24 protein-coding genes and 1 other annotated feature are annotated in these 19,573 nt (G+C 32.1%); of the genes, 3 read left to right on the forward strand and 21 right to left on the reverse strand.

The genetic code is table 11. From position 1 onward, the window contains the following. Window positions 1-18: 18 nt before the first annotated feature. Complete coding sequence (locus ACWJJ2_RS10490; protein ID WP_462952607.1) at window positions 19-1,449, reverse strand: amino acid permease; 1,431 nt, start codon at window positions 1,447-1,449, stop codon at window positions 19-21. Window positions 1,450-1,826: 377 nt separating this feature from the next. On the opposite strand from ACWJJ2_RS10490, the gene murI reads away from it, so the two are divergent. Next, window positions 1,827-2,633 (forward strand): glutamate racemase, encoded by an 807-nt coding sequence (gene murI / locus ACWJJ2_RS10495; protein ID WP_462953237.1) that lies wholly within the window; start codon window positions 1,827-1,829, stop codon window positions 2,631-2,633. 60 nt (window positions 2,634-2,693) lie between these two features. Here the strand turns inward: murI and ACWJJ2_RS10500 are convergent, their stop codons facing one another. The 9 genes from ACWJJ2_RS10500 to ACWJJ2_RS10540 form a co-directional block, all read right to left on the reverse strand. Next, window positions 2,694-2,921, reverse strand: a complete 228-nt coding sequence (locus ACWJJ2_RS10500) for a hypothetical protein (protein ID WP_165413301.1) — start codon at window positions 2,919-2,921, stop codon at window positions 2,694-2,696. A gap of 171 nt (window positions 2,922-3,092) precedes the next feature. Further along, on the reverse strand, window positions 3,093-3,938 hold the full coding sequence (locus tag ACWJJ2_RS10505) for a DUF1186 domain-containing protein (RefSeq protein ID WP_216303227.1): 846 nt from the start codon (window positions 3,936-3,938) through the stop codon (window positions 3,093-3,095). A gap of 279 nt (window positions 3,939-4,217) precedes the next feature. Further along, window positions 4,218-4,352, reverse strand: a complete 135-nt coding sequence (locus ACWJJ2_RS10510; RefSeq protein WP_216303228.1) for a cyclic lactone autoinducer peptide — start codon at window positions 4,350-4,352, stop codon at window positions 4,218-4,220. 20 nt (window positions 4,353-4,372) lie between these two features. Further along, window positions 4,373-5,014, reverse strand: coding sequence for an accessory gene regulator ArgB-like protein (locus ACWJJ2_RS10515; RefSeq protein ID WP_165413298.1), 642 nt, complete (start codon window positions 5,012-5,014; stop codon window positions 4,373-4,375). Beyond that, window positions 4,998-5,483, reverse strand: coding sequence for a hypothetical protein (locus tag ACWJJ2_RS10520; protein WP_216303229.1), 486 nt, complete (start codon window positions 5,481-5,483; stop codon window positions 4,998-5,000). The genes ACWJJ2_RS10515 and ACWJJ2_RS10520 overlap by 17 nt, the downstream gene beginning before the upstream one ends. 108 nt (window positions 5,484-5,591) lie before the next feature. After that, entirely contained in the window at window positions 5,592-6,164 is a 573-nt protein-coding gene (locus ACWJJ2_RS10525; protein WP_216303230.1) for a DUF5317 family protein, read from the reverse strand. A 50-nt stretch (window positions 6,165-6,214) separates the two neighbouring features. After that, entirely contained in the window at window positions 6,215-6,859 is a 645-nt protein-coding gene (gene ppaX / locus ACWJJ2_RS10530; RefSeq protein ID WP_216303231.1) for a pyrophosphatase PpaX, read from the reverse strand. A gap of 201 nt (window positions 6,860-7,060) precedes the next feature. Further along, window positions 7,061-7,267: a helix-turn-helix domain-containing protein gene (locus ACWJJ2_RS10535; RefSeq protein ID WP_165413294.1), complete on the reverse strand. Its 207-nt coding sequence runs from the start codon at window positions 7,265-7,267 to the stop codon at window positions 7,061-7,063. Window positions 7,268-7,303: 36 nt separating this feature from the next. Continuing rightward, on the reverse strand, window positions 7,304-7,798 hold the full coding sequence (locus tag ACWJJ2_RS10540; RefSeq protein WP_216303232.1) for a DUF2975 domain-containing protein: 495 nt from the start codon (window positions 7,796-7,798) through the stop codon (window positions 7,304-7,306). A 527-nt stretch (window positions 7,799-8,325) separates the two neighbouring features. Between ACWJJ2_RS10540 and ACWJJ2_RS10545 the strand changes: the two genes are divergently transcribed. Then, on the forward strand, window positions 8,326-9,774 hold the full coding sequence (locus ACWJJ2_RS10545) for a DEAD/DEAH box helicase (protein ID WP_216303836.1): 1,449 nt from the start codon (window positions 8,326-8,328) through the stop codon (window positions 9,772-9,774). A gap of 235 nt (window positions 9,775-10,009) precedes the next feature. Here the strand turns inward: ACWJJ2_RS10545 and ACWJJ2_RS10550 are convergent, their stop codons facing one another. The 8 genes from ACWJJ2_RS10550 to ACWJJ2_RS10585 form a co-directional block, all read right to left on the reverse strand. Further along, a complete protein-coding gene (locus ACWJJ2_RS10550; RefSeq protein ID WP_258280576.1) occupies window positions 10,010-10,144 on the reverse strand; it encodes a hypothetical protein in 135 nt (44 codons plus the stop codon). Window positions 10,145-10,226: 82 nt separating this feature from the next. After that, window positions 10,227-10,285, reverse strand: a sequence feature (sodium ion sensor (DUF1646 type); this cis-regulatory element may regulate processes involved in with the transportation of sodium ions). A gap of 178 nt (window positions 10,286-10,463) precedes the next feature. Next, window positions 10,464-10,571 (reverse strand): oleate hydratase, encoded by a 108-nt coding sequence (locus ACWJJ2_RS10555; protein WP_216303878.1) that lies wholly within the window; start codon window positions 10,569-10,571, stop codon window positions 10,464-10,466. An 87-nt stretch (window positions 10,572-10,658) separates the two neighbouring features. After that, entirely contained in the window at window positions 10,659-10,916 is a 258-nt protein-coding gene (locus ACWJJ2_RS10560) for a hypothetical protein (RefSeq protein ID WP_220286776.1), read from the reverse strand. A gap of 142 nt (window positions 10,917-11,058) precedes the next feature. Continuing rightward, window positions 11,059-11,724 (reverse strand): ABC transporter ATP-binding protein, encoded by a 666-nt coding sequence (locus ACWJJ2_RS10565; RefSeq protein WP_216303838.1) that lies wholly within the window; start codon window positions 11,722-11,724, stop codon window positions 11,059-11,061. Between the two features lie 10 nt (window positions 11,725-11,734). Beyond that, window positions 11,735-13,108, reverse strand: coding sequence for an ABC transporter permease (locus ACWJJ2_RS10570; RefSeq protein ID WP_462953238.1), 1,374 nt, complete (start codon window positions 13,106-13,108; stop codon window positions 11,735-11,737). Between the two features lie 108 nt (window positions 13,109-13,216). Next, window positions 13,217-14,317, reverse strand: coding sequence for a sensor histidine kinase (locus tag ACWJJ2_RS10575; protein ID WP_216303840.1), 1,101 nt, complete (start codon window positions 14,315-14,317; stop codon window positions 13,217-13,219). Further along, window positions 14,299-14,931, reverse strand: a complete 633-nt coding sequence (locus ACWJJ2_RS10580) for a response regulator transcription factor (protein ID WP_253198250.1) — start codon at window positions 14,929-14,931, stop codon at window positions 14,299-14,301. Before ACWJJ2_RS10580 ends, ACWJJ2_RS10575 begins: the two co-directional genes overlap by 19 nt. A gap of 562 nt (window positions 14,932-15,493) precedes the next feature. Then, the gene (locus ACWJJ2_RS10585) at window positions 15,494-15,865 is read right to left on the reverse strand and encodes an ATP-binding cassette domain-containing protein (protein ID WP_216303842.1); all 372 of its coding nucleotides are present in this window, start codon (window positions 15,863-15,865) and stop codon (window positions 15,494-15,496) included. A gap of 739 nt (window positions 15,866-16,604) precedes the next feature. Between ACWJJ2_RS10585 and ACWJJ2_RS10590 the strand changes: the two genes are divergently transcribed. After that, the gene (locus ACWJJ2_RS10590; RefSeq protein WP_165413285.1) at window positions 16,605-16,802 is read left to right on the forward strand and encodes a cold shock domain-containing protein; all 198 of its coding nucleotides are present in this window, start codon (window positions 16,605-16,607) and stop codon (window positions 16,800-16,802) included. Window positions 16,803-16,893: 91 nt separating this feature from the next. Here the strand turns inward: ACWJJ2_RS10590 and ACWJJ2_RS10595 are convergent, their stop codons facing one another. From ACWJJ2_RS10595 to ACWJJ2_RS10605, 3 genes are all read right to left on the reverse strand, one after another. Continuing rightward, entirely contained in the window at window positions 16,894-17,373 is a 480-nt protein-coding gene (locus ACWJJ2_RS10595) for a DUF6143 family protein (RefSeq protein WP_462953239.1), read from the reverse strand. 52 nt (window positions 17,374-17,425) lie between these two features. Then, window positions 17,426-18,670: a group II intron reverse transcriptase/maturase gene (gene ltrA / locus ACWJJ2_RS10600; RefSeq protein WP_462953240.1), complete on the reverse strand. Its 1,245-nt coding sequence runs from the start codon at window positions 18,668-18,670 to the stop codon at window positions 17,426-17,428. Between the two features lie 508 nt (window positions 18,671-19,178). Then, entirely contained in the window at window positions 19,179-19,337 is a 159-nt protein-coding gene (locus tag ACWJJ2_RS10605; protein ID WP_165415072.1) for a hypothetical protein, read from the reverse strand. Between the last annotated feature and the right edge of the window lie 236 nt (window positions 19,338-19,573).

Here is a 19,573-nt window from a genome sequence, read left to right on the forward strand (position 1 = left end):
TTTTATTTCATTAGCAAATTATCTTTTAATATCACTCTTAGTAAATATTTTTGTTAAATATGTTATAAAAAATCCAAAAATTATAAATCCTACTGGCCCACCATAATTCTTTAATATTGGAACTATTGCTTCTTTGAAACTTGTAGCTCCTGCAATATCTCCCCAGCCAGCGCCAAAGAATGCTAATACACCTAATACGAAAACAATAGTTGAAGATGTAACTACAGCCGCTTTTGATTTTAACATTACAAATGGAGGTACATTACCTTTAAGCCTAAATACTAAATATGCAGCTGCAAGAACAATATAAGGTATTGCAAGACATAAACCGGATAATGTAGTTAATGTGTTAAAAAAAGTATCTATTGAATTCAATCCTATTAGTGGTACTATTATTAATGCTGATAAGATTCCACATTGAACCCAAAGTGCATTAACTAGTGTTCCATCTTCACGTTTCTTAGTTAAAAATTTAGGAAAGGTGCCACTCGGAACCTCTGAGAACATAGCCCTAATTGGGGATTCTAACCAAACCACAAATGCGGCTATAGACGATACAGTTAAAATAAAAGCATATATTTGAACAAATATTTTACCATTTAAACCCCAGGATTCTGCTAATATCTTATAAACAACATAACCTGCATCCTTAACACCAGCTTTGGTTATTAATTCAGGTGATGCAACTAAGCATATTGCAAGTGATCCTAGTACATATGCTCCAGCTATAAATGTAGTTGCTATAAGAACAGCCTTTGGGAAAACTTTTTTAGGATTTGCAACATCTTTAATATAAGTCCCTGCCACCTCAGCCCCTGCAACAGCGAGAATCAGCCATGAGAAAGTTGAAAAATAGTCAGCATCAAACTTGGGAATAAGTGTTGTTTTTGTGAAAGTTGTAGCTGATGGTTGCTTACCAACTAATGCTCCAACAACTGCAAATAATATAAATATAACTGTAACTGCTAAAGTTAGTTTTCCACCTAAATCACTGATTTTCGAGAATCTTTTAACTCCAGTTGTAGCTATATAAGTTAATACTACTGCTAGTCCCAATCCTATCCAAGGTAACAAATATGCATTGGCATCGTTAAATCTATTTTCACCAAAAAGAGTCCATGATACCATGACTGGTATTCTGGCAAAAACCATTTGCAAATAGAATAAATTAGCAACAAAGTATGACCAGGTACCTATAAACGCCCATCTTGGACCAATTGAACATTCTATCCAGGTGTATAACCCTCCTTCTTTGTCTTTATTAGAAGAAGCTAACTCTGCTATCATTATTGATAAAGGTAGAAAGAATAATAGAGCAACTATAAGCCATGATGGAATAGCTGCCGGTCCGAGTGCCACTGCATTTGAAGCAATATTCCCAAATCCAAATGTTGGAACAAAAATTAACATTACCAAAGTCCATAAGCCAAGTTTTTTTGTATCATTCATAATTTACCTCCCTAATTTTAGAGGTTAGTGCAATCACTAGCCTTGCTTTATACAATTATACCAATATTAGTAACCTATAATCAACTACTACTTTCACTTATAAACCAATTGTTTGATTTTATTGTAAAAAATGCACCTCTATAGTCCTCAAAATACGATAATAGCAGCCATAATGGCCTCTGTCTTAGTCTTATAAATCATAATGTAATTCTTTACGCTAAATAAACTTTATGTTATATTTACTTTAGTTTAACATGTTCATTAACGGTACATAGATACCCTACATATATATAAATAAGAAAAACAATTAACTCAAATATGGGGAATATTTTTAATATTTTTCCTGAAAGACAAATTTAATTTTAAGGGGTGATATCGTGATAAATAATAATAGGTCTATAGGAGTTATTGATTCAGGAATAGGCGGTTTATCAGTTGTTAAAGAACTTCAACTTCTCCTGCCTTATGAGAATATAATGTATTTTGGAGATAATAAAAATGTACCATACGGGAACAAAACAGTAGGCGAGATTACGGGTTTAACAAAACGTATGATTGATTTTCTAATTAGTAAAAACGTAAAGGTGATAGCAATTGCTTGTAATACAATATCCAGTGTAATAGAACTATTTAGTATGGATTATGACATTAAAATAATTGGTATTATTAATCCTGTTATTGATACTATAAGTAAAAGTACAGACAAAGATGCTGTTGGTTTAATAGCTACATGTTTTACAGTAAATACTCATTGTTATAATAAAGCTTTATTAAAAGTTAATAGTAAAATACAAATTATATCAGAAGGGAGTGCAGAACTAGCAGAAATCATTGATAGTTCTGATTATAAATCTGAGGCTGTAAAGTGTATAGTAAAAAATCATATCGGAACTATTATTACTAAAGAAAATGTTGATACTATTATTTTAGGATGCACTCATTACCCACTAATAATGGATATATTTAAGGAATGTTATCCCAATATAAACTTTATAAATCCTGCTTTACAACAATGTGCTGAGTTAAAGCAGTATTTACAAGAAAATAATATTATTAATAATGATAAGACTAACGGTTCATTTGAGATTTATACAACAGGCGATATTAAAAAGTATGAAAAAGGTGTGGATTTATTAGCACTAAGAAATCCTGACAATATCATAAAATATATTGAAGAGAATTAATTATATAATAGAAAATAAAACAGGCAAGTTCCTTAGGATCTTGCCTGTTTTTAATGTACCTTATAAAAAATTTGAAATTTTATAACTTCCATCACTGTTATCTTCACTCTCATCCTTCTTTGTTCTCACCTTACTCACACTTTCTAATGACTCAATATCAGAATGTTTTTTAAGAACTCGATCTTTTATACTATGACTTTCTGCTATATTATTTAGCACCGCTATCGCATTATCTTTTTGGTTTTTATCACGATCTTCATTATAATGTATATTATTATTGTGTGACATAAAAAAACCTCCTCTTTTTTTTAAATTTCATACTCTTATTTTAGGCTTTTTACCTTGTTGTAATACTATGAAATTCTTGGGATTTATATGAACTTGATAATGAAATAATGGTTATTGCTAAAAAAATTATAACCTAAAAAAACCCGTAGAAATCAATCTACGGGTTATCCTCTATTTTTTTCTTTGCTTTTTTTTTGTAGCTTTTACCTGCTTTTTTTTATTTTTATTTTTATTCATCTTGTTAATTCCTAGCATATATTGCGACTTAGACTCAATACTCTCTCTAGGAAAACATCTCCAACACCCTAACTCTTCTATAGTATCCTTAAGAAATGAATACCCTTCCTCTTTTAACTTTGGAAATTTTTCTTTATCATGGATTTTAATAGCCCCATCCACTTCTTCTAAAGAAATGCACTCCTCATCTATTAGTCCATCTTTATAAGCCTTTTTTATGTGTTCATATAATTCACTAGGACCCGCTTCACAAGAATCATATATAAGTTCATTCCAAACTTGTGAAAATTCCCGTTCAAGTTTCTCTTCAAATAAACTTTTGTAATATTCAATAACTTCACTTTGTGATATAACTCCTTCGCCCAGAAGTACAATAAAGGATTTAATCGCAGCACTTCTAACATATTCATTAACACTGCTATCTTCTACTAATCTTTTTATTGGATCCATATCGCTTCCACAAACTGATGCTAAAATTTTGTGTAAATCCTCTGTAAGAAAATCACCAAAAATATCGTCTGAAATTTCATTTGGTAAACTAATTAAATCTATAATCGGCTCAATACTTTGCTTTTCTTTAAACTGTGCTAACAAGAAAATGGCATATATATGCGCAAAATAATTAGGTTTTTCTAAAATCTCTCCATAATTTTCTTTGGCATTTTTTAATACCTCAAGTAATTCAGGTATGAACTCTTCTTTGCGGTTTATTATTTCCTTTAATTGTGCTTCTGGAAATTTCCCATTATTATATTCAATTTCTTTAAGTAATTCATTCATAAAATAAAACTCCTTCTTCATTTGATTCGCTACTAATGTATTATCTTATAATTTCTTTATAATATCAATGCTTTTTATATTTTCAAGGTCTCTCTATCACCAAGTACATTTTCACTTCCCCTAATAACTTGGATAAAGGCATCAGCAATCTCTTTATCGAACTGATTACCGCTAGATCTACTAATCTCATCAATAGCGTCTTTATAAATTTTGCTTTTATTGTAAGGTCTGCACTACGAAAAAAATAATGAGGTCAGTAAAACTGACCTCATTTCTTTATTATTTTTCTCTTAGACATTTTGGTTCTACAGGCTGATAAGTAAACCACCAGCATGCTGAAGAAGCTACAGAAGCCGCCACAAATGTAGTTACCACTGCAATTAAAGTGAATAGGTGTTTATTTATTTTCTTCATACTAATTTTACCTCCTTTTCTTAATATTTATGATTTAAAAAGGTATCTACTTTACCTATTAATAAGTGTGCTGGAGCTGTAAGCGTAAATGCTTGCCATAAGATGCCTGAATATATGCATAGAGCATAAAAAAGTAGATTTATTCCACCACTATTTATATACAACAGGATAATAAATACTGAAATGATTAAATAAACACTTAAAAGTATTGTAGATCCTTTTTTCATCCGCTTTCTTTTTTCTTCTTTTACTATAGGCTTTGAGGCACTGTCCACTGGGGCTAATTTGTAAATTATGTAATAGGACCATATAAAAATCAATGTTCCTATTATTATAATTAATTTTAAATTAACCACTGAGCTCATTAAAAGCGATATTAATACCGCTTCTCCTACACATACAATTGTTCCTATGAAAGTGCAAATTCCTGGTGAACTTGCATGAACTCCTCCAGAATATTTTCTAAGAATACTTGCTGTAAAGGAAATTATTAGAGCTTCAAACGCTACATGAAACAACAATCCAAATAAAAATACAATAATTATAGAAATAAACATCTGCATTAAAGCAAAAGTGCCATAGGCAATTACCTCTCTATTATCCTCATCAAGGGATAATTCTAATGCTACTTTATTAGCAATATTATCAGATAATTTCTCCATTTATTACCTCGCTCATCTTTTTTCTTCTAGCAACATATAAATAATATGTGGATACTATAATTGCAAAAACCAACAATGATGGAATTCCATATAATGTTTTTAATAAAGGTTCGCTTAACACATACATAAGATCTGCTTTAAAGATATTATCAATTATAAAAACATTAATTCCCTCACAAATAAGTTCCAGAACTACTGTCATTATGCCTGCTTTTATGGATTTAATTATGCTAATTTTATTTATATTAACCGTTAATACAATAATTACTATAATATTAAGAATAGCATGTACTCCATATTGAATTGGTAGTAATCTTATTAAATAAACTGCTATAATAAAAATAATACTTGATATTATATATCTTTTTATATTAATAACAGTCTTTGAAAATACATATACTGCGAAAAAAATTAGAAATCCTTCCGGCAGACCTCTAAATAAAAACTCTAACAACGTTATTTTCAACATATTTTACTTCTCCCCTAACACCCTTCTAAAATATCTATGTATATATTGCCAATTATATCATTAATATTACAAAATAGGATATAATTCTTAATACAATTCAATAAAACTTCAGATACTACTAGTGCAACCCTCAGACTTCATTATCTCTGTTTCATTAATGATCTTTATGGTATTGAATATAATAATAAAGGCAAAAACTCTTATACATATATCTCCAATACTCATAACGCTATAACCCACATCAATTATATCTGTTAAAAACTTCAACTTAGTTACTTCACTCCCCATAATATGTATGTCATTGACTTTCATAAAAGAATCTGGTTTTGCATAACCAGTTAAGTATGCTAAAGTTGGAAATACTGGCATCTTCCCATTATTAGCTGCTATAGCAGTATTATTCAAAGCAGTTCCAATAAAAATAAATATTGACCCTATAATTGCACTAACATTAAGCTTATATTTAATAATCAAAATCAAAAACGTTAAAAGATAAAAATAATGAAAAGTGCTAGCATACTTTATAAATGCATAATTACCATGAAATAGCATTACCTCTAAAATTACATATATTAGTACAAATGCTAATACAGGATATACTGCCCATGTCTTAAAAAGTGGTCTTACTTTGTACCCTTTTATTTTTGCAATAAAAAGAGCTAGAAGTATGGATTCAATCATATATATTCCTCACATTCAAAATCTCAATATTAAATCTATTTCTCTTTAAATTATACTACTTTTTCAACCAATCTCATAAATTCTTCCATGCTGTTTACAACATAATCGGGCTCATACTTAAGAATCATGTCCATAGGCAGTGCGCTCCACCCAACAACCACGGATGTAATTTTTGCATTTTTGGCACATAAAACATCAAATGGACTATCCCCCACAAAGATGGTCTCCTCTGGCTTCCCTTTCAATTCCTTTAAAGCCATAAGTGCTGGGGTAGGATCTGGCTTATGTTGGTCTGTATCGTCTGCCCCTATAATGCTTTCAAAATAATCCATTAATCCGAAATGTTTTAATCCTTTAATGGCCGAATCATTTAAACGGGAAGTAACGATTCCAAGATTATATCCTTGTCTATGGAGCTCTATTATTCCTTCCCTTACGCCCTTGTGGATTGTAATCAACTTTTCGAAGTTACCGGTTTGAAATCTACGATAGGTTTTAATGGCTTCTTCACTGTCATCACCAAATTCCCTATCTAATGTAATTTTTAAAATTTCTCCAAAGTTTTTAATAATCTCCTCTTTATCTACTTGCTTGTTCAAGTGCATTTTATAAGTATGCTGAAAAGATTGTATAATTAGTTCATTTGTATCTAACAAAGTCCCATCCAAATCAAACAAAATATTTCGAATTGCCATAAAAATCTCCCCCTTATCTACAATAACGGAGTTACTCCGCTAATTTCATTCTACCAAAATAACAAGCATTTTAAAAGAAAAATAAAACTATCTCTCCATATATTTGTATTAAAGTAAATTATATTTAAACGACAAAAAACCACTGAAATATATGTATATTTCAGTAGTTACCTTCGATAGCTTTCACTAAGTTTTTTGTTACTATTCTTCTCTGTATTCTAAAATATCTCCTGGCTGACACTGAAGCTCACTACATATAGCCTCAAGGGTAGAGAATCTTATTGCCTTTGCTTTATTGGTTTTTAATATAGACAAATTCGAATTTGTAATTCCCACTCTGTTTGCCAGTTCAGATAAAGAAATTTTTCTTTTGGCCATCATTACATCTAAATTCACTATTATTGCCATGTATTTCACCTCAATTTGTTTATATAACGCAAATATCTATACCGTAAAATCATTTTCTTCTTTAACTTCAATCGCCTGTTTAAAAACCTTAGAAAGAACTAATGTAAAACAACCTGCAAAGAAAAAAATTATAAACTCAATGTCTGTGTGAATCCCTTTAGCATCAATTTCTATTAACTTTAAATTTAAATATTGATTGTTAATAAAAAAATTGAGCACATAACAAGCAGCAATTATAAAACATGAAGCAGCAACAATTTTTAAACTTTCAACATTCTTCCATACAAAAGGGTTTGCTTTAACTAATGAATTCATAATGCACCTAAGATAATACATTATACAAAGTAATGCAAAACCACCTAGGACGAATAGAACGCAGGTGATAATATTTTTAAAGTTAAGTAAGTTTACTTGCTCCGCCACCAATGCTTTTCTAAGTATTAATAAATACACAATAAACCCTATAACAATTAAACCATCTAGCATTAACTTTAGTAGGGATGATAAAGAAGTTTTTCCATAATATTTCATAAAAATTTCCTCCATAACTTGTACTTTTATTTTTTTAAATTAAATGCTACTTTATATTAACAAGTAAGTATAAATCAATGTTATTAATTTCAACAATTTATGTTGTTTGCTTTTTATCTCCAGATTCTTAAATGATATAAAATTGTAATTTAACTTATATGAACTTTAAAACAATATTATCACATTAGTTTTTTTTTTACAATGCAAATTCACTGTTTATCAATGAATTTATATTGCAAAACACTAGTACCCTGCTATTATCGATAATAGCTGGTATGAAGTCATTACTTCCAATTAAATTTAGCTGTTTTCAATGTTTTCCTGTTTCGGTGGTAATATTTACGTTGAAATACATGGGTGTGATATAATAAAAAAGTTAGTGTGTATATTGGTGATCCCAATGTAATGATAGGGACAATGTACCTATCTGCAATAAATAAAAAAACGGAGAATCGTTGTATGTGGAGCATAAAAAAATATAATCCTAACAATAATAGTAATAGAATTATAAGGAAAGAGATGATCAAATGATAAATGCAAATTTCAACGATTGTAAGTTAAGCAGTGAGTTATTAAAAGCAATTAACATGTTAAATTTCAAGAATTTCACAGAAGTCCAAAAGCAGGTTATACCAGCGGTAATCGCGCAAAAGGATGTAGTAGTAAAGTCCCAAACCGGAAGTGGGAAGACTGCCGCATATGCCATTCCTATTTGCCAATTAGTAGATTGGGAAGAAAATAAACCCCAAGCATTAGTGCTTACACCAACAAGAGAGCTTGCTATTCAAGTCAAAGAAGATATTTTTAATATAGGTAGATTTAAAAGACTTAAAGTATCTGCAATTTATGGAAAGTCTCCTTTCTATGATCAAAAAAAGGAACTTAAACAAAAAACACATGTAGTAGTTGGCACACCTGGTCGTATTATTGATCATTTAGAAAAAGGTACATTTGATACATCAAATGTAAAGTATCTTGTAATAGATGAAGCTGATGAAATGCTTAATATGGGATTTGTAGATCAGATAGAAACAATAATAGGTGGCTTATCAAAAGAACGTGTGACTATGTTATTGTCAGCCACAATGCCCAAAGATATAGAGACTTTATGTAACAACTACATGAAAGATCCTATATACATAGAAATAGAGGACCAAAATAAATTAAAAAGTAATATATGTCAAGAAAGATATAACGTAGATGAACTAGATAAAATAGACCTTTTAAGAGATATAACCATAGTAGAAAACCCTGATAGCTGTATAATATTCTGCAATACAAAACTAAAAGTAGATGCAGTTTATAATAAACTGGCAAATCTCGAGTATACTTGTAAAAAAATACATGGTGGAATGGAACAAATTGATAGATTAAGAGTAATGAATGATTTTAAAAAAGGTTATTTTAGATATCTAGTGGCTACAGATGTTGCAGCTAGAGGCATAGACATAGATAGCATTAGCCTTGTAGTTAATTATGATATACCGGGCGACAAAGAAAGCTATGTCCATAGGATAGGAAGAACTGGACGCATAGGAAAGACAGGCCATGCAATTACCTTTGTAACCAGAAACGAAAGCAGATTTTTAAATGATATACATCAATATATTGGCAAAGAGATTATTTTAAACGAAAGACCTTCAACCGAAACCGTAAGTAATGCCAAAGAAGAATTTGCGAGAAAAATGAATACAAGACCTGAAGTTAAAGAAGCAAAAGGCGCCGAGCTAAGCAAAGAAATTATGAAATTACATATTAACGCAGGTAAGAAAACAAAGATGAGAGCAATGGATATTGTAGGTACACTTTGCAGTATTAACGGCATGACAAAAGATGATATAGGAATCATCAATATAATTGATATATCTACTTTTGTAGAAATATTAAATAATAAAGGTGAGTTGGTATTTAAGGAATTACAAGAAACACCTATCAAAGGTAGACTTCGCAGCGTAAGTAAAGTGATATATGAATAGAAAAGTAGCTATCAGTTAAGATGTTAGTAGTAGGGGTAAGGCTTCTTTTGTTCCCCTGCTACTAGTTTTTTTGTATAATAATTAACAACTTTGTTACTATTCTTATCTGTATTCTTAAACATCGCCCGGATGACAAATAATAAAGAGGTGTTTCCATAATATTTCATAAAGATCCCATCCATAACTAATTTCTTTAATAAGGTCCTGTTTGCCACTTAAAAAATGAATCTACTTTTTATTTATTTTTTTGTTGTTCTTCTTTTTCTCTTCTTTCTTTTTCAACTTTTGGAAAAAAAATAAAATTAATATAAACAAATCCTATAATTAATATTCCAACAGTAACAATTACAATCATATCTTGAGAATTCATATCATTGCCTCCTTGTATTAGTATCTATAAATAATTTTTAATGTTTATTAATCAAAAAATAAAAAGGCGGGACTCAAATAAGAGTTTCCCGCCCTAGAAACAAAATTCTCGGAATCAAACTAAGCTTCAGTTTGTCCAACCGCTAAAAAACATTAAAATATATTTTTCTATATAGTATATAATACTACATAGTTTAAATTAATTCAATTTCTAAATAAAAAATCCTTTTCTTTGTAAAAAAGAGTAAACTTCATAAAATAACTGGTGTATTTATTTTGTGTGAGATTAAAAGGGAGTTATAGGCTTTTAACTTAAAAGCCTATAACTCCCTAATGTTATTTAAATTATTTTGCAAAGATTTAAGTGCATCATCTTCTATTTCACAGAACTGTCCAAGTAATGCTAAATTAGTTGAACCTTCTGGAATAACTTAATAGATGTTTTAAGAATATGAGTGAACTACTCCATGACTGGTTATTTACCGCTTACGGACAAAACACTTTTAAGGATTATATTATTTATCGTTATCCTTGAGCCAATCCTTAAAATCCTCATCCTTTATTTCATCATCTTTAGAAATGTTGGATGGTGAAGGGGTTACTTGATTCTCAACGTTAAGCTTTGTTTCCGTATCGGATGAATTCTTTTGCAATATCCACCCCAGCGTAAATATAATAACTGCAAACAACACATATTGTGCACAGTTTGCCATGTAGAAGTTTACGATATCATACTCGTTTCCTTTTAGCTCCAACTTTCCCTGTGCAATCATCGTAGAAATTTGGTCTTGGCAGTGGATCACTGCCCAAGTCGTATAAAGCACAAGTAAAACGGCAAATACATATAAAATGATACTAAAAATCGGAATTTTCTTTTTACCCCTGTTTCATTTACTCCCTTTCTATGAATTATCACTATTTAATTAAAAGCAATTTTCCACCATTTATTCCCCAAACCTCGTCTGCACTGGATGTGACTTTTTTGGAATGGGTGACGATGATAACGCACTTTCCCTCATTATGGGCAAGTGACGTTAAAATCTTCAAAACTTCCGCTTCAGTCTCACTATCCAGATTTCCTGTGGGTTCGTCGGCAATAATGACATCAGGATTGTGCGACAATGCGCGGGCAATTCCGACACGTTGCTGCTCTCCGCCGGAAAGCCTTAAAATTTTGCGATCTGCTGTTTCTTTGTCAATTTCAACCTTCTCTAAAAGCGCATATGCAAACGCTTTTTTATCTTTTTCTTTACTGCCGCTTATATTCATGGAAAGAACGATGTTTTCCATGGCTGTCGCATTAGTAATCAAATTGAAACCCTGAAAAATAACGCCGATGCTTTTTGACCTGTATTCGTCACGGTCCAATATTTTAAGACTTGTACCACCATACAATATTTCTCCACCCGCACAGACATCTAGTCCGCAAACAAGAGATAACAATGTTGATTTTCCCGAACCGGATTTCCCAACAATAGTATATACTTTCCCAGCTTCAAACGTCGCAGTGACGTTTTTGAAAACTGATTTCTTACTGCCTTCATATTGATACGACACATCTTTTAATGTTAATACACTCATTTTAACCCTCCTAATTCCTTTCCATCAATATCTTGATAGGTTCGTATTTCGTAATCTTGCTGGTACTTACAATGCTTGAAGCTGATGCAAGTAGCAGGGCAATAAGCGATATTTTCCAAAGAGAGTCCAGACTCAAATGAGCACCTAGTTCACTGACTGGTTTATCATTACTGGTATCTGAATCTGAGCCAAACGACATCATTTTATCAGCGCCAGCTGAAGCATTTTCTGCCGCTGTTATCTGATTTTTAAGTAAGGCGTTTGCTATAGGTTGTGATGATACACTTCCTATACCAAGCCCTATTACAAGGCATATTGTGGTAATTATCAGTGATTCAGTTATAAATCCCGCCGCTACCTTGCCTTTTTTCATTCCCATTGCACGAAGAACTCCGACTTCATATTTACGTTCTCTTACTGAGATGGAAGAAAGTAAAACAAGAATGAGCATTCCCAATATTAGGACAACAATCATAAATGTCATGGATATGCTTTTTAAACCTTCCACAGGTCCGACTACTTTGTCATAGCCTGCATCGTCTGCACTTACCACAAAAGTGTCAGCAAGTCCTTTTGTACGCAATTCAGCTTCAAACTTAGGCAATAAATCAGGGTTTTTTAGATAATATGACGCATTAATCATAACTCCTTCATCTTTCGCATTAATTATCGTATTAAACGTGGTAAGAATCTCATTACGTCTATTTGCCCAACTAGAGTGTATCGGCATTCCTCCGAACTCATCTGTTGTATCGAAATACAATCCTGTTACAGTTAATTTAATGCTTTTTCCATTACCTTTGACAGTAATACTATCACCAACAGAAATATTATTAAGCTTTGCAAATTCTTTGCTCAAAATACATTCATTTTCAGCTTTATAAATTCTGCCGTCTATTATCTTTCTTTTTCCATCCTTAAATTCTTCAAGATTATCAATATCTGATTCGCCTTTAAGCTTCATTGTTGGAATTTGTACTTCTTTACCTGAACCATTTGATGAAATGGACCCTCCTTCCCCTTCTTCTTTCCTAGCTTTCTCATCTTCATCTTGACCTATTCCCTTTAGTTTCTCACTACTAGTTTGTATTTCTGCGGATAACTTACTTTCTTTAATATAATCAGATTTAGCAAATGATAAATATTGATCAGCAGTTAATCTGCCCCGCCGCTTACCGCTTTCCATAATTTTGTCAATATCAGGCGCTATACTAACCTTTGCGCCGAATTCAGATTTGTAATTGTCAATAATTTCACTTGTTGCGTTGTTTATTATCAATGATACCACTGTCGTAATTATGATGATAAGGATAATAATACCCATAAGAATATTTCGTCCCTTGTTTCTGCCTACGTTTTTTATTGCATTTTGAAAAATGTACATTGCTTTGCCTCCTTGAATTAATTTGTTAGATTTCACAAAGTGGTTCATCTGAAGATTTCTTTTTAGACGAATTCACTTTGGAACAATTTCATTTTAGCAAATCTAATGTTAATCTAACGTTAAGGCCTCAGGTAAAATCATAAAAAAGGTTGTGCCACGCACATCCCGGTTTTCCACCCAACAAATACCACCACAAAGCTCACAGACATGCCTCACAATACTTAATCCAATGCCATATCCATTTCTTTTGAGCTTGCCTACTCTATACTGGTAATCAAATAATTTTTCCTGTTCCTCTTCATCAATACCTTCTCCTTCATCGGAAACAGTAATAATGATGCTACCTTTTTTGTTTTCAACTGAAACCTGTATTTCTCCACTACCACCGTACTTAATAGCATTTGAGACAAGGTTAGAGACCGCGCGGCTAATCCATAGTTCACGTCCATACACCAAATTGTTAGCATAATCGTCAAAATTAAAATCAACCTGCGGGTAAATTTTTCTGTATTCGTCACATACATCCGCACACACTAAAGCAACGTCTACAATTTCAGTTTCCCCACTGTCTTTTGTTGCGGAGAGGGTCAAAACATCGTTCAAACTATCGGTGAGTTTATCCACCTCAGCCGTATAATCCGAGTTTTCCGAAAGCTGTAGTTTTGCCCGAAGTAATGCAAGAATGTTTTTTTGCTCGTGTGTCACATAGGAGCTTAGACGGACATAATCAAGTGCATAAGCCGCCAATCTGTCCTTTATTTTCTGATATTCTTTTACAACAGCTGGGTGTTGGTCTGGTAACGAATTTTCTTCGCCAATATTACAAAGCTGCTTTGCAAGCAATAGCGCCTGCTCCTCGTTTTGCCTTCTTAGTATTTTGGATAAGATAATTGTTCCAACAATGAACATTCCTATAATGCATATAATAAGAATCGGTATGTTTTTAAGCAACGCACTTATATAATAATTTTCCAAATTAGTTTTTGTAACAACAGAAGTGTACTTGTCATTAAAAGGTATTTCCATACTTTCGCCCTGCATAGAATAAGCAATGTTTTTCTCGTTTGCAACAAATAAATGTTTTGGCAAATTTGATTTTGGAACAGATATTGTGCTAACAAAAATATAGAAAACAAGAATTAAAAGTGCTGTTACCGCACCGGAATAATAAAGAAGAAGCCAATTAATTTTCATTGTTTTTTTTCGCATAACTGATACCCCTTCCCTTTAATCGTAATCAGCAATCCTTCTCCGCCTTTCCGAGTCAGCTTCTTGCGCAAATTTGCAATGTGAACGCGTAAAACGGACGAAAAAGGGTCATAAAACTCATCATACACATGTTCTACAATATCTTCACTTGATACAATATCCGGGCTTCTACTTGCCAGATATTCCAATATGTCAAATTCCTTTGCCGACAGTACTGTTTCAAATTGACCCACAAACACCTTGCGCGTATTTGGATAAACCTTAATTTTTCCAAGATCGATTTCATTTTTCGTGCGTCCATAAAAACGCCTAACAACGGCCTGTATTCTCGCTTCAAGCTCTACAAAGTCAAATGGTTTGATGATATAATCATCAGCACCACTATTAAGTCCTAACGCCCTTTGTTGAACTTCATCCCGCGCTGAAACTATAATAATCGGTGTGTGGATATTGTTTTCACGTAAAAAGGACAAAATTTCTATCCCGTCTTTATCCGGAAGATTAAGGTCAAGCAAAATTGTGTCATAACTATTTGCAAAGGCTTTTTCTTCACCTTCAAATCCTGTGTTCGCGACATCGGCAGTAAACCCATTTTTTTCAAGTCCGATTTTCATTACATATGACAATTCTTTGTCATCCTCTATGATAAGTAGACGCATTTTTAATCACCTCTCAAACTATCATGTAGTACCGTACCCTCGAAAACTCTCAAGCCATTGATATTCCTTAATTTGTTTTTATATAAAAATCATCACGTCACAATTTCGTGACTGTGTTTATGAACTTAAAAATATCAATGACTTATCTCCCTAATTTAAATTATTTTCACCAGCTTATGATTTTTCATATAATTCCAACTCGATTTATCTTTTAAATAGTATTAACCCTATTATAGACCTAAGTACTGATTTCCATGCTATTTCAACTAAATCATAATCATTGTCTCTAAAAGCGTTTATTGTAAATTATAATTTTTTGACTGAACTCTATTATACATTATCCAATGTTAATTCCGTGTTAATGCAAAATCTTGCTCCTGTTTAAATGTAGATGCAATTATGTACCTAAGATATTAAGAGAGTTTGGAATGGGATATTTTGAAGGGAAAGCACCTTAATAAAAATACAATAGTAGGTAGAATATATTTATTAATTTTGGTGCTAATATTAAATAACCCTATAAATTTTCTAAACCCACTAATTGAATAGTTTTTGATAACGAGTCTTTATCCACATTTCTAAGTTTTGCATAAAACTTTAAACACTGCAAACATGTTAAACTTGGATAGAAAATGGGCACCTCAATGATGGCACCAACTTCTTTAATGTATTTTAAAAATTCTTGCTCCACATCAAAATTATAGAGCTTTATTTTTCCTTGAGTAATACTAGATAAACCTACCATTAGCTTCATCAAGGTGGTTTTACCTGCACCATTTGGGGCAACCAAACCCACAATTTCATTTTTATTTAATTCGAAATTGATATTTTTTAAGATTTCCTTATTGCTTATATTTTTGCGAACATTTTCACATTTTAAAATACCCATAATGTCACTTCCTTCATTTCTGTTTGATGACTTTATAGGACCAAACTTTTGGCCCTATATTATCCAAGTCTTCCCAAGTGAAACTTAGTTCTTCATGAAAAAACTTATTTTTACGATGAGTCTTAAAAAATTAACGTTTATGAAAACTATATAGCATCTCCTATGCATCAAAAAAAGCATCCACATAAGATGCTTTTTAAATATATTTTATCCACAATTCTTGAACAAACATGTTACCTTCTATGCTTGTATTTAAGAATGCATTATGATATTTTTTATCTATAATCTGTTTTGCGCTGTACAGACCTAGTCCTCGTCTTTTCCATTTGTGGAATAGCCTTCTTCATATATCTTATGAATCTTAGGTTCCTGTCCAATAAAATCATTTCAATAACTACGGTCACATAATTATCTTTATAACTTTATTAGTTATCTACATATATAGTAGCATATTTTACTGACCCTTTTCATCTAAAAATCCTTTTAAAATTGATTTTCTTTCATTTTAATCCTCCTAATCTACAATTAATTTTATGCTAAATATAAAACAATTAGTTAATATAACTTGCTTTTTATAATAAACTATGATAACATAAGAATTGACTTAAATGAATAGTAATTAATGTAGCACATATATATTTCAATTGGTACTTTTAAATATAGTATTTTAATATCGAAATTTTATTAGTGAGCTATTACAAAGCATTTAAGAAAATAAAATTTCGGAGGTATACATTATATGAATGGTACAGTTAAATGGTTTAATGGAGAAAAAGGATTTGGTTTTATTACAGGAGAAGACGGAGTAGATGTTTTCGCACATTTTTCTCAAATAAATTCAGATGGTTACAAATCACTTGATGAAGGTCAAAGAGTTTCTTTTGACATCGTTAAAGGACCTAAAGGACCACAAGCAGAAAACATTTCAGTTTTATAATTAAAAAAAAACCATTAAATAGTTATACTATTTAATGGTCTTTTTTTATTTGTATGATTTACAACGTACGTATTTGTAGCTTAGAAAAGTGTTAATCATTACATTTGTTACTTATGCTTTCTTCCCACCAACCAAAAGCTATCCTACCTTCTGTTAAAACTTCTGGTGTTTCTGGATTTGATAGAAATATTAAGAAATTACCACCTTCGCCAATAATTATTTTACCATTTTCACTTTCCACCAATGTTGTTTCAGGCTGGGCACGTCTTACAAAAGCTTTGATTCCACCAGTTGGCTCACCTATAACATTAGATGCGTATTCTAATTTCACCTTTGCTCTAGGTTGTGGTTTGACACTTAAATTTGTAGGCGTTACAAGTGCATACTTAACATCTGACTCAGGAGGAGTTGCGTTAAACCAAAACTGTGCACGGAAAGCTGACTCTGCAACATCAGTTACAGTCCAAACATTCACATGTAAAATAACACCTGAATTAATTGGATTGTATAATCTTGCCGAGGCACTTGTACCTTTCCCAAATACTAAGTAAGTAAACCAAGGGAACTTCACCCTTAGTTTCTCTCAGAACCGTACGTGAACCTCTCAGCTCATACGGCTCCCATCATTCAGTCGTTGGTAATATTCCCATTTTCCAGTGTGCAAACAAATTTATATCTCTTTTCGCAATACTTCCCAACCAATATTCTGCTCTTCGTTTATGTTTTCGTTTCTTATACTTTCTTCGAACCCATTTTACTAAAGCATTATTGATATATCTTAATACTGAATACATTCCCGTTTTATAGAAATGTGTATAATAGTTAATCCACCCCTGTATCTTTTTATTAAACATACTTGATATATCCCACAAGTCTTTATCTACCTTCAACTGTACTCTCCAACTTCTTACTTCTTTCCTAATTCTTTTCTTTGCATTATCTGCTATCGCTGGTAAGAAACTTGTAAAATACTTTCCATATTTACTTTTTGCGCCTCTAGGCTTAAATGTATACCCTAGAAAGTCAAATGATATATTTGGATAATCTCCCTTTCTATCATCATCTTTACAGTATACAATCTTTGTTTTATCAAGGTTCAGTTGCAATCCGTATTCTTCGAACCTTTCTTGCAACCGTCTTTGTAGATATTTAGCCTGTTTTAGGGATACACAGTGTGCTATTCCATCATTTGCGTATCTTGCCCACGGAATTGTTTTGAATTCTTTTGTTATAAAATCATCAAACACATAATGTAAAAACAGATTCGCAAGTACTGGACTTATGACACCCCCTTGCGGAGTTCCAGAAATTCTTGGCACTAGTTTTCCCGTTTCCATTTGAAATGGTGCAGTTAACCACCTTTGAATATATAGAATAATCCATTCTTCATTTGTATGTTTCTTTACCATTTTAATTAAAATGTTATGTTTGATATTATCAAATAGTCCCTTTATATCAAATTCAAGGACCCAATCTTTCCTCCAACACCTTTTTCTTGTAACATCAAGTGCCTGTATTGCAGATTTATTAGGTCTATATCCGTAGGAATCCTCATAAAACATAGTCTCTACTTCTGGTTCAAAGTATAGTTTAACTAGCATTTGTGCAATTCTATCCTCAACAGTCGGTATCCCTAGTAATCTAGTTCCTCCACTTTTCTTTGGAATTGCAACTGCTTTTACAGGTTGGGGAAAGTAACTTCCTGATGACATCCTATTCCAGATTTTATATAGATTATTTTTCAAGTTCTTTTCAAAATCTTCAATTGACTGTCCATCAACTCCATATGTTCCCTTGTTTGCTTTCACCTTTTCGTAAGCTGTAACTACAGCTCTTTTAGAAATATTAAACGGCTTTGTTTCTGTCATAAGCTCCTCCTCCTTTTCAAAGTTGACTTATTTCTGAAACTGAATAACTTGAAGTCCTTCGCTCCACTTCCATTACAGAAGTTTCTTCACTACTACGACCCAATCTGCCCCTATGCTTGCATCGATACTCTTTTCTCACAGTTCTTCTGCTTGAAATACTCTCTTAACATCAAGCCGTAGGTTCCCACGTTCCATACAAATGCCCATACTAAAGTCATGCCACCTTTATGCCGCCCACCGCCTAGCCAGTAAACAGGTTTCCTCTAGGCTTATCCCAAGTTAACGACTACCCCCTGGTTTTGATGGAGTCTCTACGCTTTCGACATTTTCGTAAGTGATTCACATGCTCGTTCATCTCTTTAGTACATACTTGACAGATTTACCTCTGCCTTTTCCTTAACGCTAAGCACCATAACTTTTGATTACAGCACCTTAAGGTAGTTTGAAATCTCCACCTGCATGGCGATTTCGGAGGACCTTCCTCCATCATCTGTATAGCACAGCTATATTAATCAACTCTTGCGAGTTGATTACCACGCTTTCGTGGCGCACAATCATCAGCATACCCAATAAAATATTGTCCACGCATAGATTCGTACAGCTCTATAGGAATATCAACAGTTTTCGAAAGTGTTTCGTATCTATCTTTACAATTTTTTTGATTCATTAAATTACCACCTCACTACATTATATTTGCAATATTAAAATATCGTGACATGATAAATTTTCATAAAAAAATACTAGTAAGAGTCACTCTTACTAGTTTTTGAATGTTTGTTTTAATAATCTAAAACATCAATGTATTGGCATTTATGCTGGTATTTCTTGAGATGAAAATGATGCCTATACCTTTACAAGTAATATCCCAAACATAATTATGCATAAAGATACCCTATAGGGCAG

Source organism: Clostridium sp. CM039 (genome assembly GCF_055081075.1).

Coding starts and splice junctions, on each gene's coding strand:
- ppaX (WP_216303231.1), bottom strand. CDS start 6,859: ATGGCAATTCGAAATATTTTGTTTGATTTGGATGGGACTTTGTTAGAT.
- ACWJJ2_RS10550 (WP_258280576.1), bottom strand. CDS start 10,144: ATGAATTCTCAAGATATGATTGTAATTGTTACTGTTGGAATATTAATT.
- ACWJJ2_RS10575 (WP_216303840.1), bottom strand. CDS start 14,317: ATGCGAAAAAAAACAATGAAAATTAATTGGCTTCTTCTTTATTATTCC.
- ACWJJ2_RS10490 (WP_462952607.1), bottom strand. CDS start 1,449: ATGAATGATACAAAAAAACTTGGCTTATGGACTTTGGTAATGTTAATT.
- ACWJJ2_RS10500 (WP_165413301.1), bottom strand. CDS start 2,921: ATGTCACACAATAATAATATACATTATAATGAAGATCGTGATAAAAAC.
- ACWJJ2_RS10520 (WP_216303229.1), bottom strand. CDS start 5,483: ATGTTGAAAATAACGTTGTTAGAGTTTTTATTTAGAGGTCTGCCGGAA.
- ltrA (WP_462953240.1), bottom strand. CDS start 18,670: ATGACAGAAACAAAGCCGTTTAATATTTCTAAAAGAGCTGTAGTTACA.
- ACWJJ2_RS10590 (WP_165413285.1), top strand. CDS start 16,605: ATGAATGGTACAGTTAAATGGTTTAATGGAGAAAAAGGATTTGGTTTT.
- ACWJJ2_RS10565 (WP_216303838.1), bottom strand. CDS start 11,724: ATGAGTGTATTAACATTAAAAGATGTGTCGTATCAATATGAAGGCAGT.
- ACWJJ2_RS10560 (WP_220286776.1), bottom strand. CDS start 10,916: ATGATTGCACAGGGAAAGTTGGAGCTAAAAGGAAACGAGTATGATATC.
- ACWJJ2_RS10535 (WP_165413294.1), bottom strand. CDS start 7,267: ATGGCAATAATAGTGAATTTAGATGTAATGATGGCCAAAAGAAAAATT.
- ACWJJ2_RS10580 (WP_253198250.1), bottom strand. CDS start 14,931: ATGAAAATCGGACTTGAAAAAAATGGGTTTACTGCCGATGTCGCGAAC.
- ACWJJ2_RS10545 (WP_216303836.1), top strand. CDS start 8,326: ATGATAAATGCAAATTTCAACGATTGTAAGTTAAGCAGTGAGTTATTA.
- ACWJJ2_RS10570 (WP_462953238.1), bottom strand. CDS start 13,108: ATGTACATTTTTCAAAATGCAATAAAAAACGTAGGCAGAAACAAGGGA.
- ACWJJ2_RS10505 (WP_216303227.1), bottom strand. CDS start 3,938: ATGAATGAATTACTTAAAGAAATTGAATATAATAATGGGAAATTTCCA.
- ACWJJ2_RS10585 (WP_216303842.1), bottom strand. CDS start 15,865: ATGGGTATTTTAAAATGTGAAAATGTTCGCAAAAATATAAGCAATAAG.
- ACWJJ2_RS10605 (WP_165415072.1), bottom strand. CDS start 19,337: ATGAATCAAAAAAATTGTAAAGATAGATACGAAACACTTTCGAAAACT.
- ACWJJ2_RS10525 (WP_216303230.1), bottom strand. CDS start 6,164: ATGATTGAATCCATACTTCTAGCTCTTTTTATTGCAAAAATAAAAGGG.
- ACWJJ2_RS10510 (WP_216303228.1), bottom strand. CDS start 4,352: ATGAAGAAAATAAATAAACACCTATTCACTTTAATTGCAGTGGTAACT.
- ACWJJ2_RS10515 (WP_165413298.1), bottom strand. CDS start 5,014: ATGGAGAAATTATCTGATAATATTGCTAATAAAGTAGCATTAGAATTA.
- ACWJJ2_RS10540 (WP_216303232.1), bottom strand. CDS start 7,798: ATGAAATATTATGGAAAAACTTCTTTATCATCCCTACTAAAGTTAATG.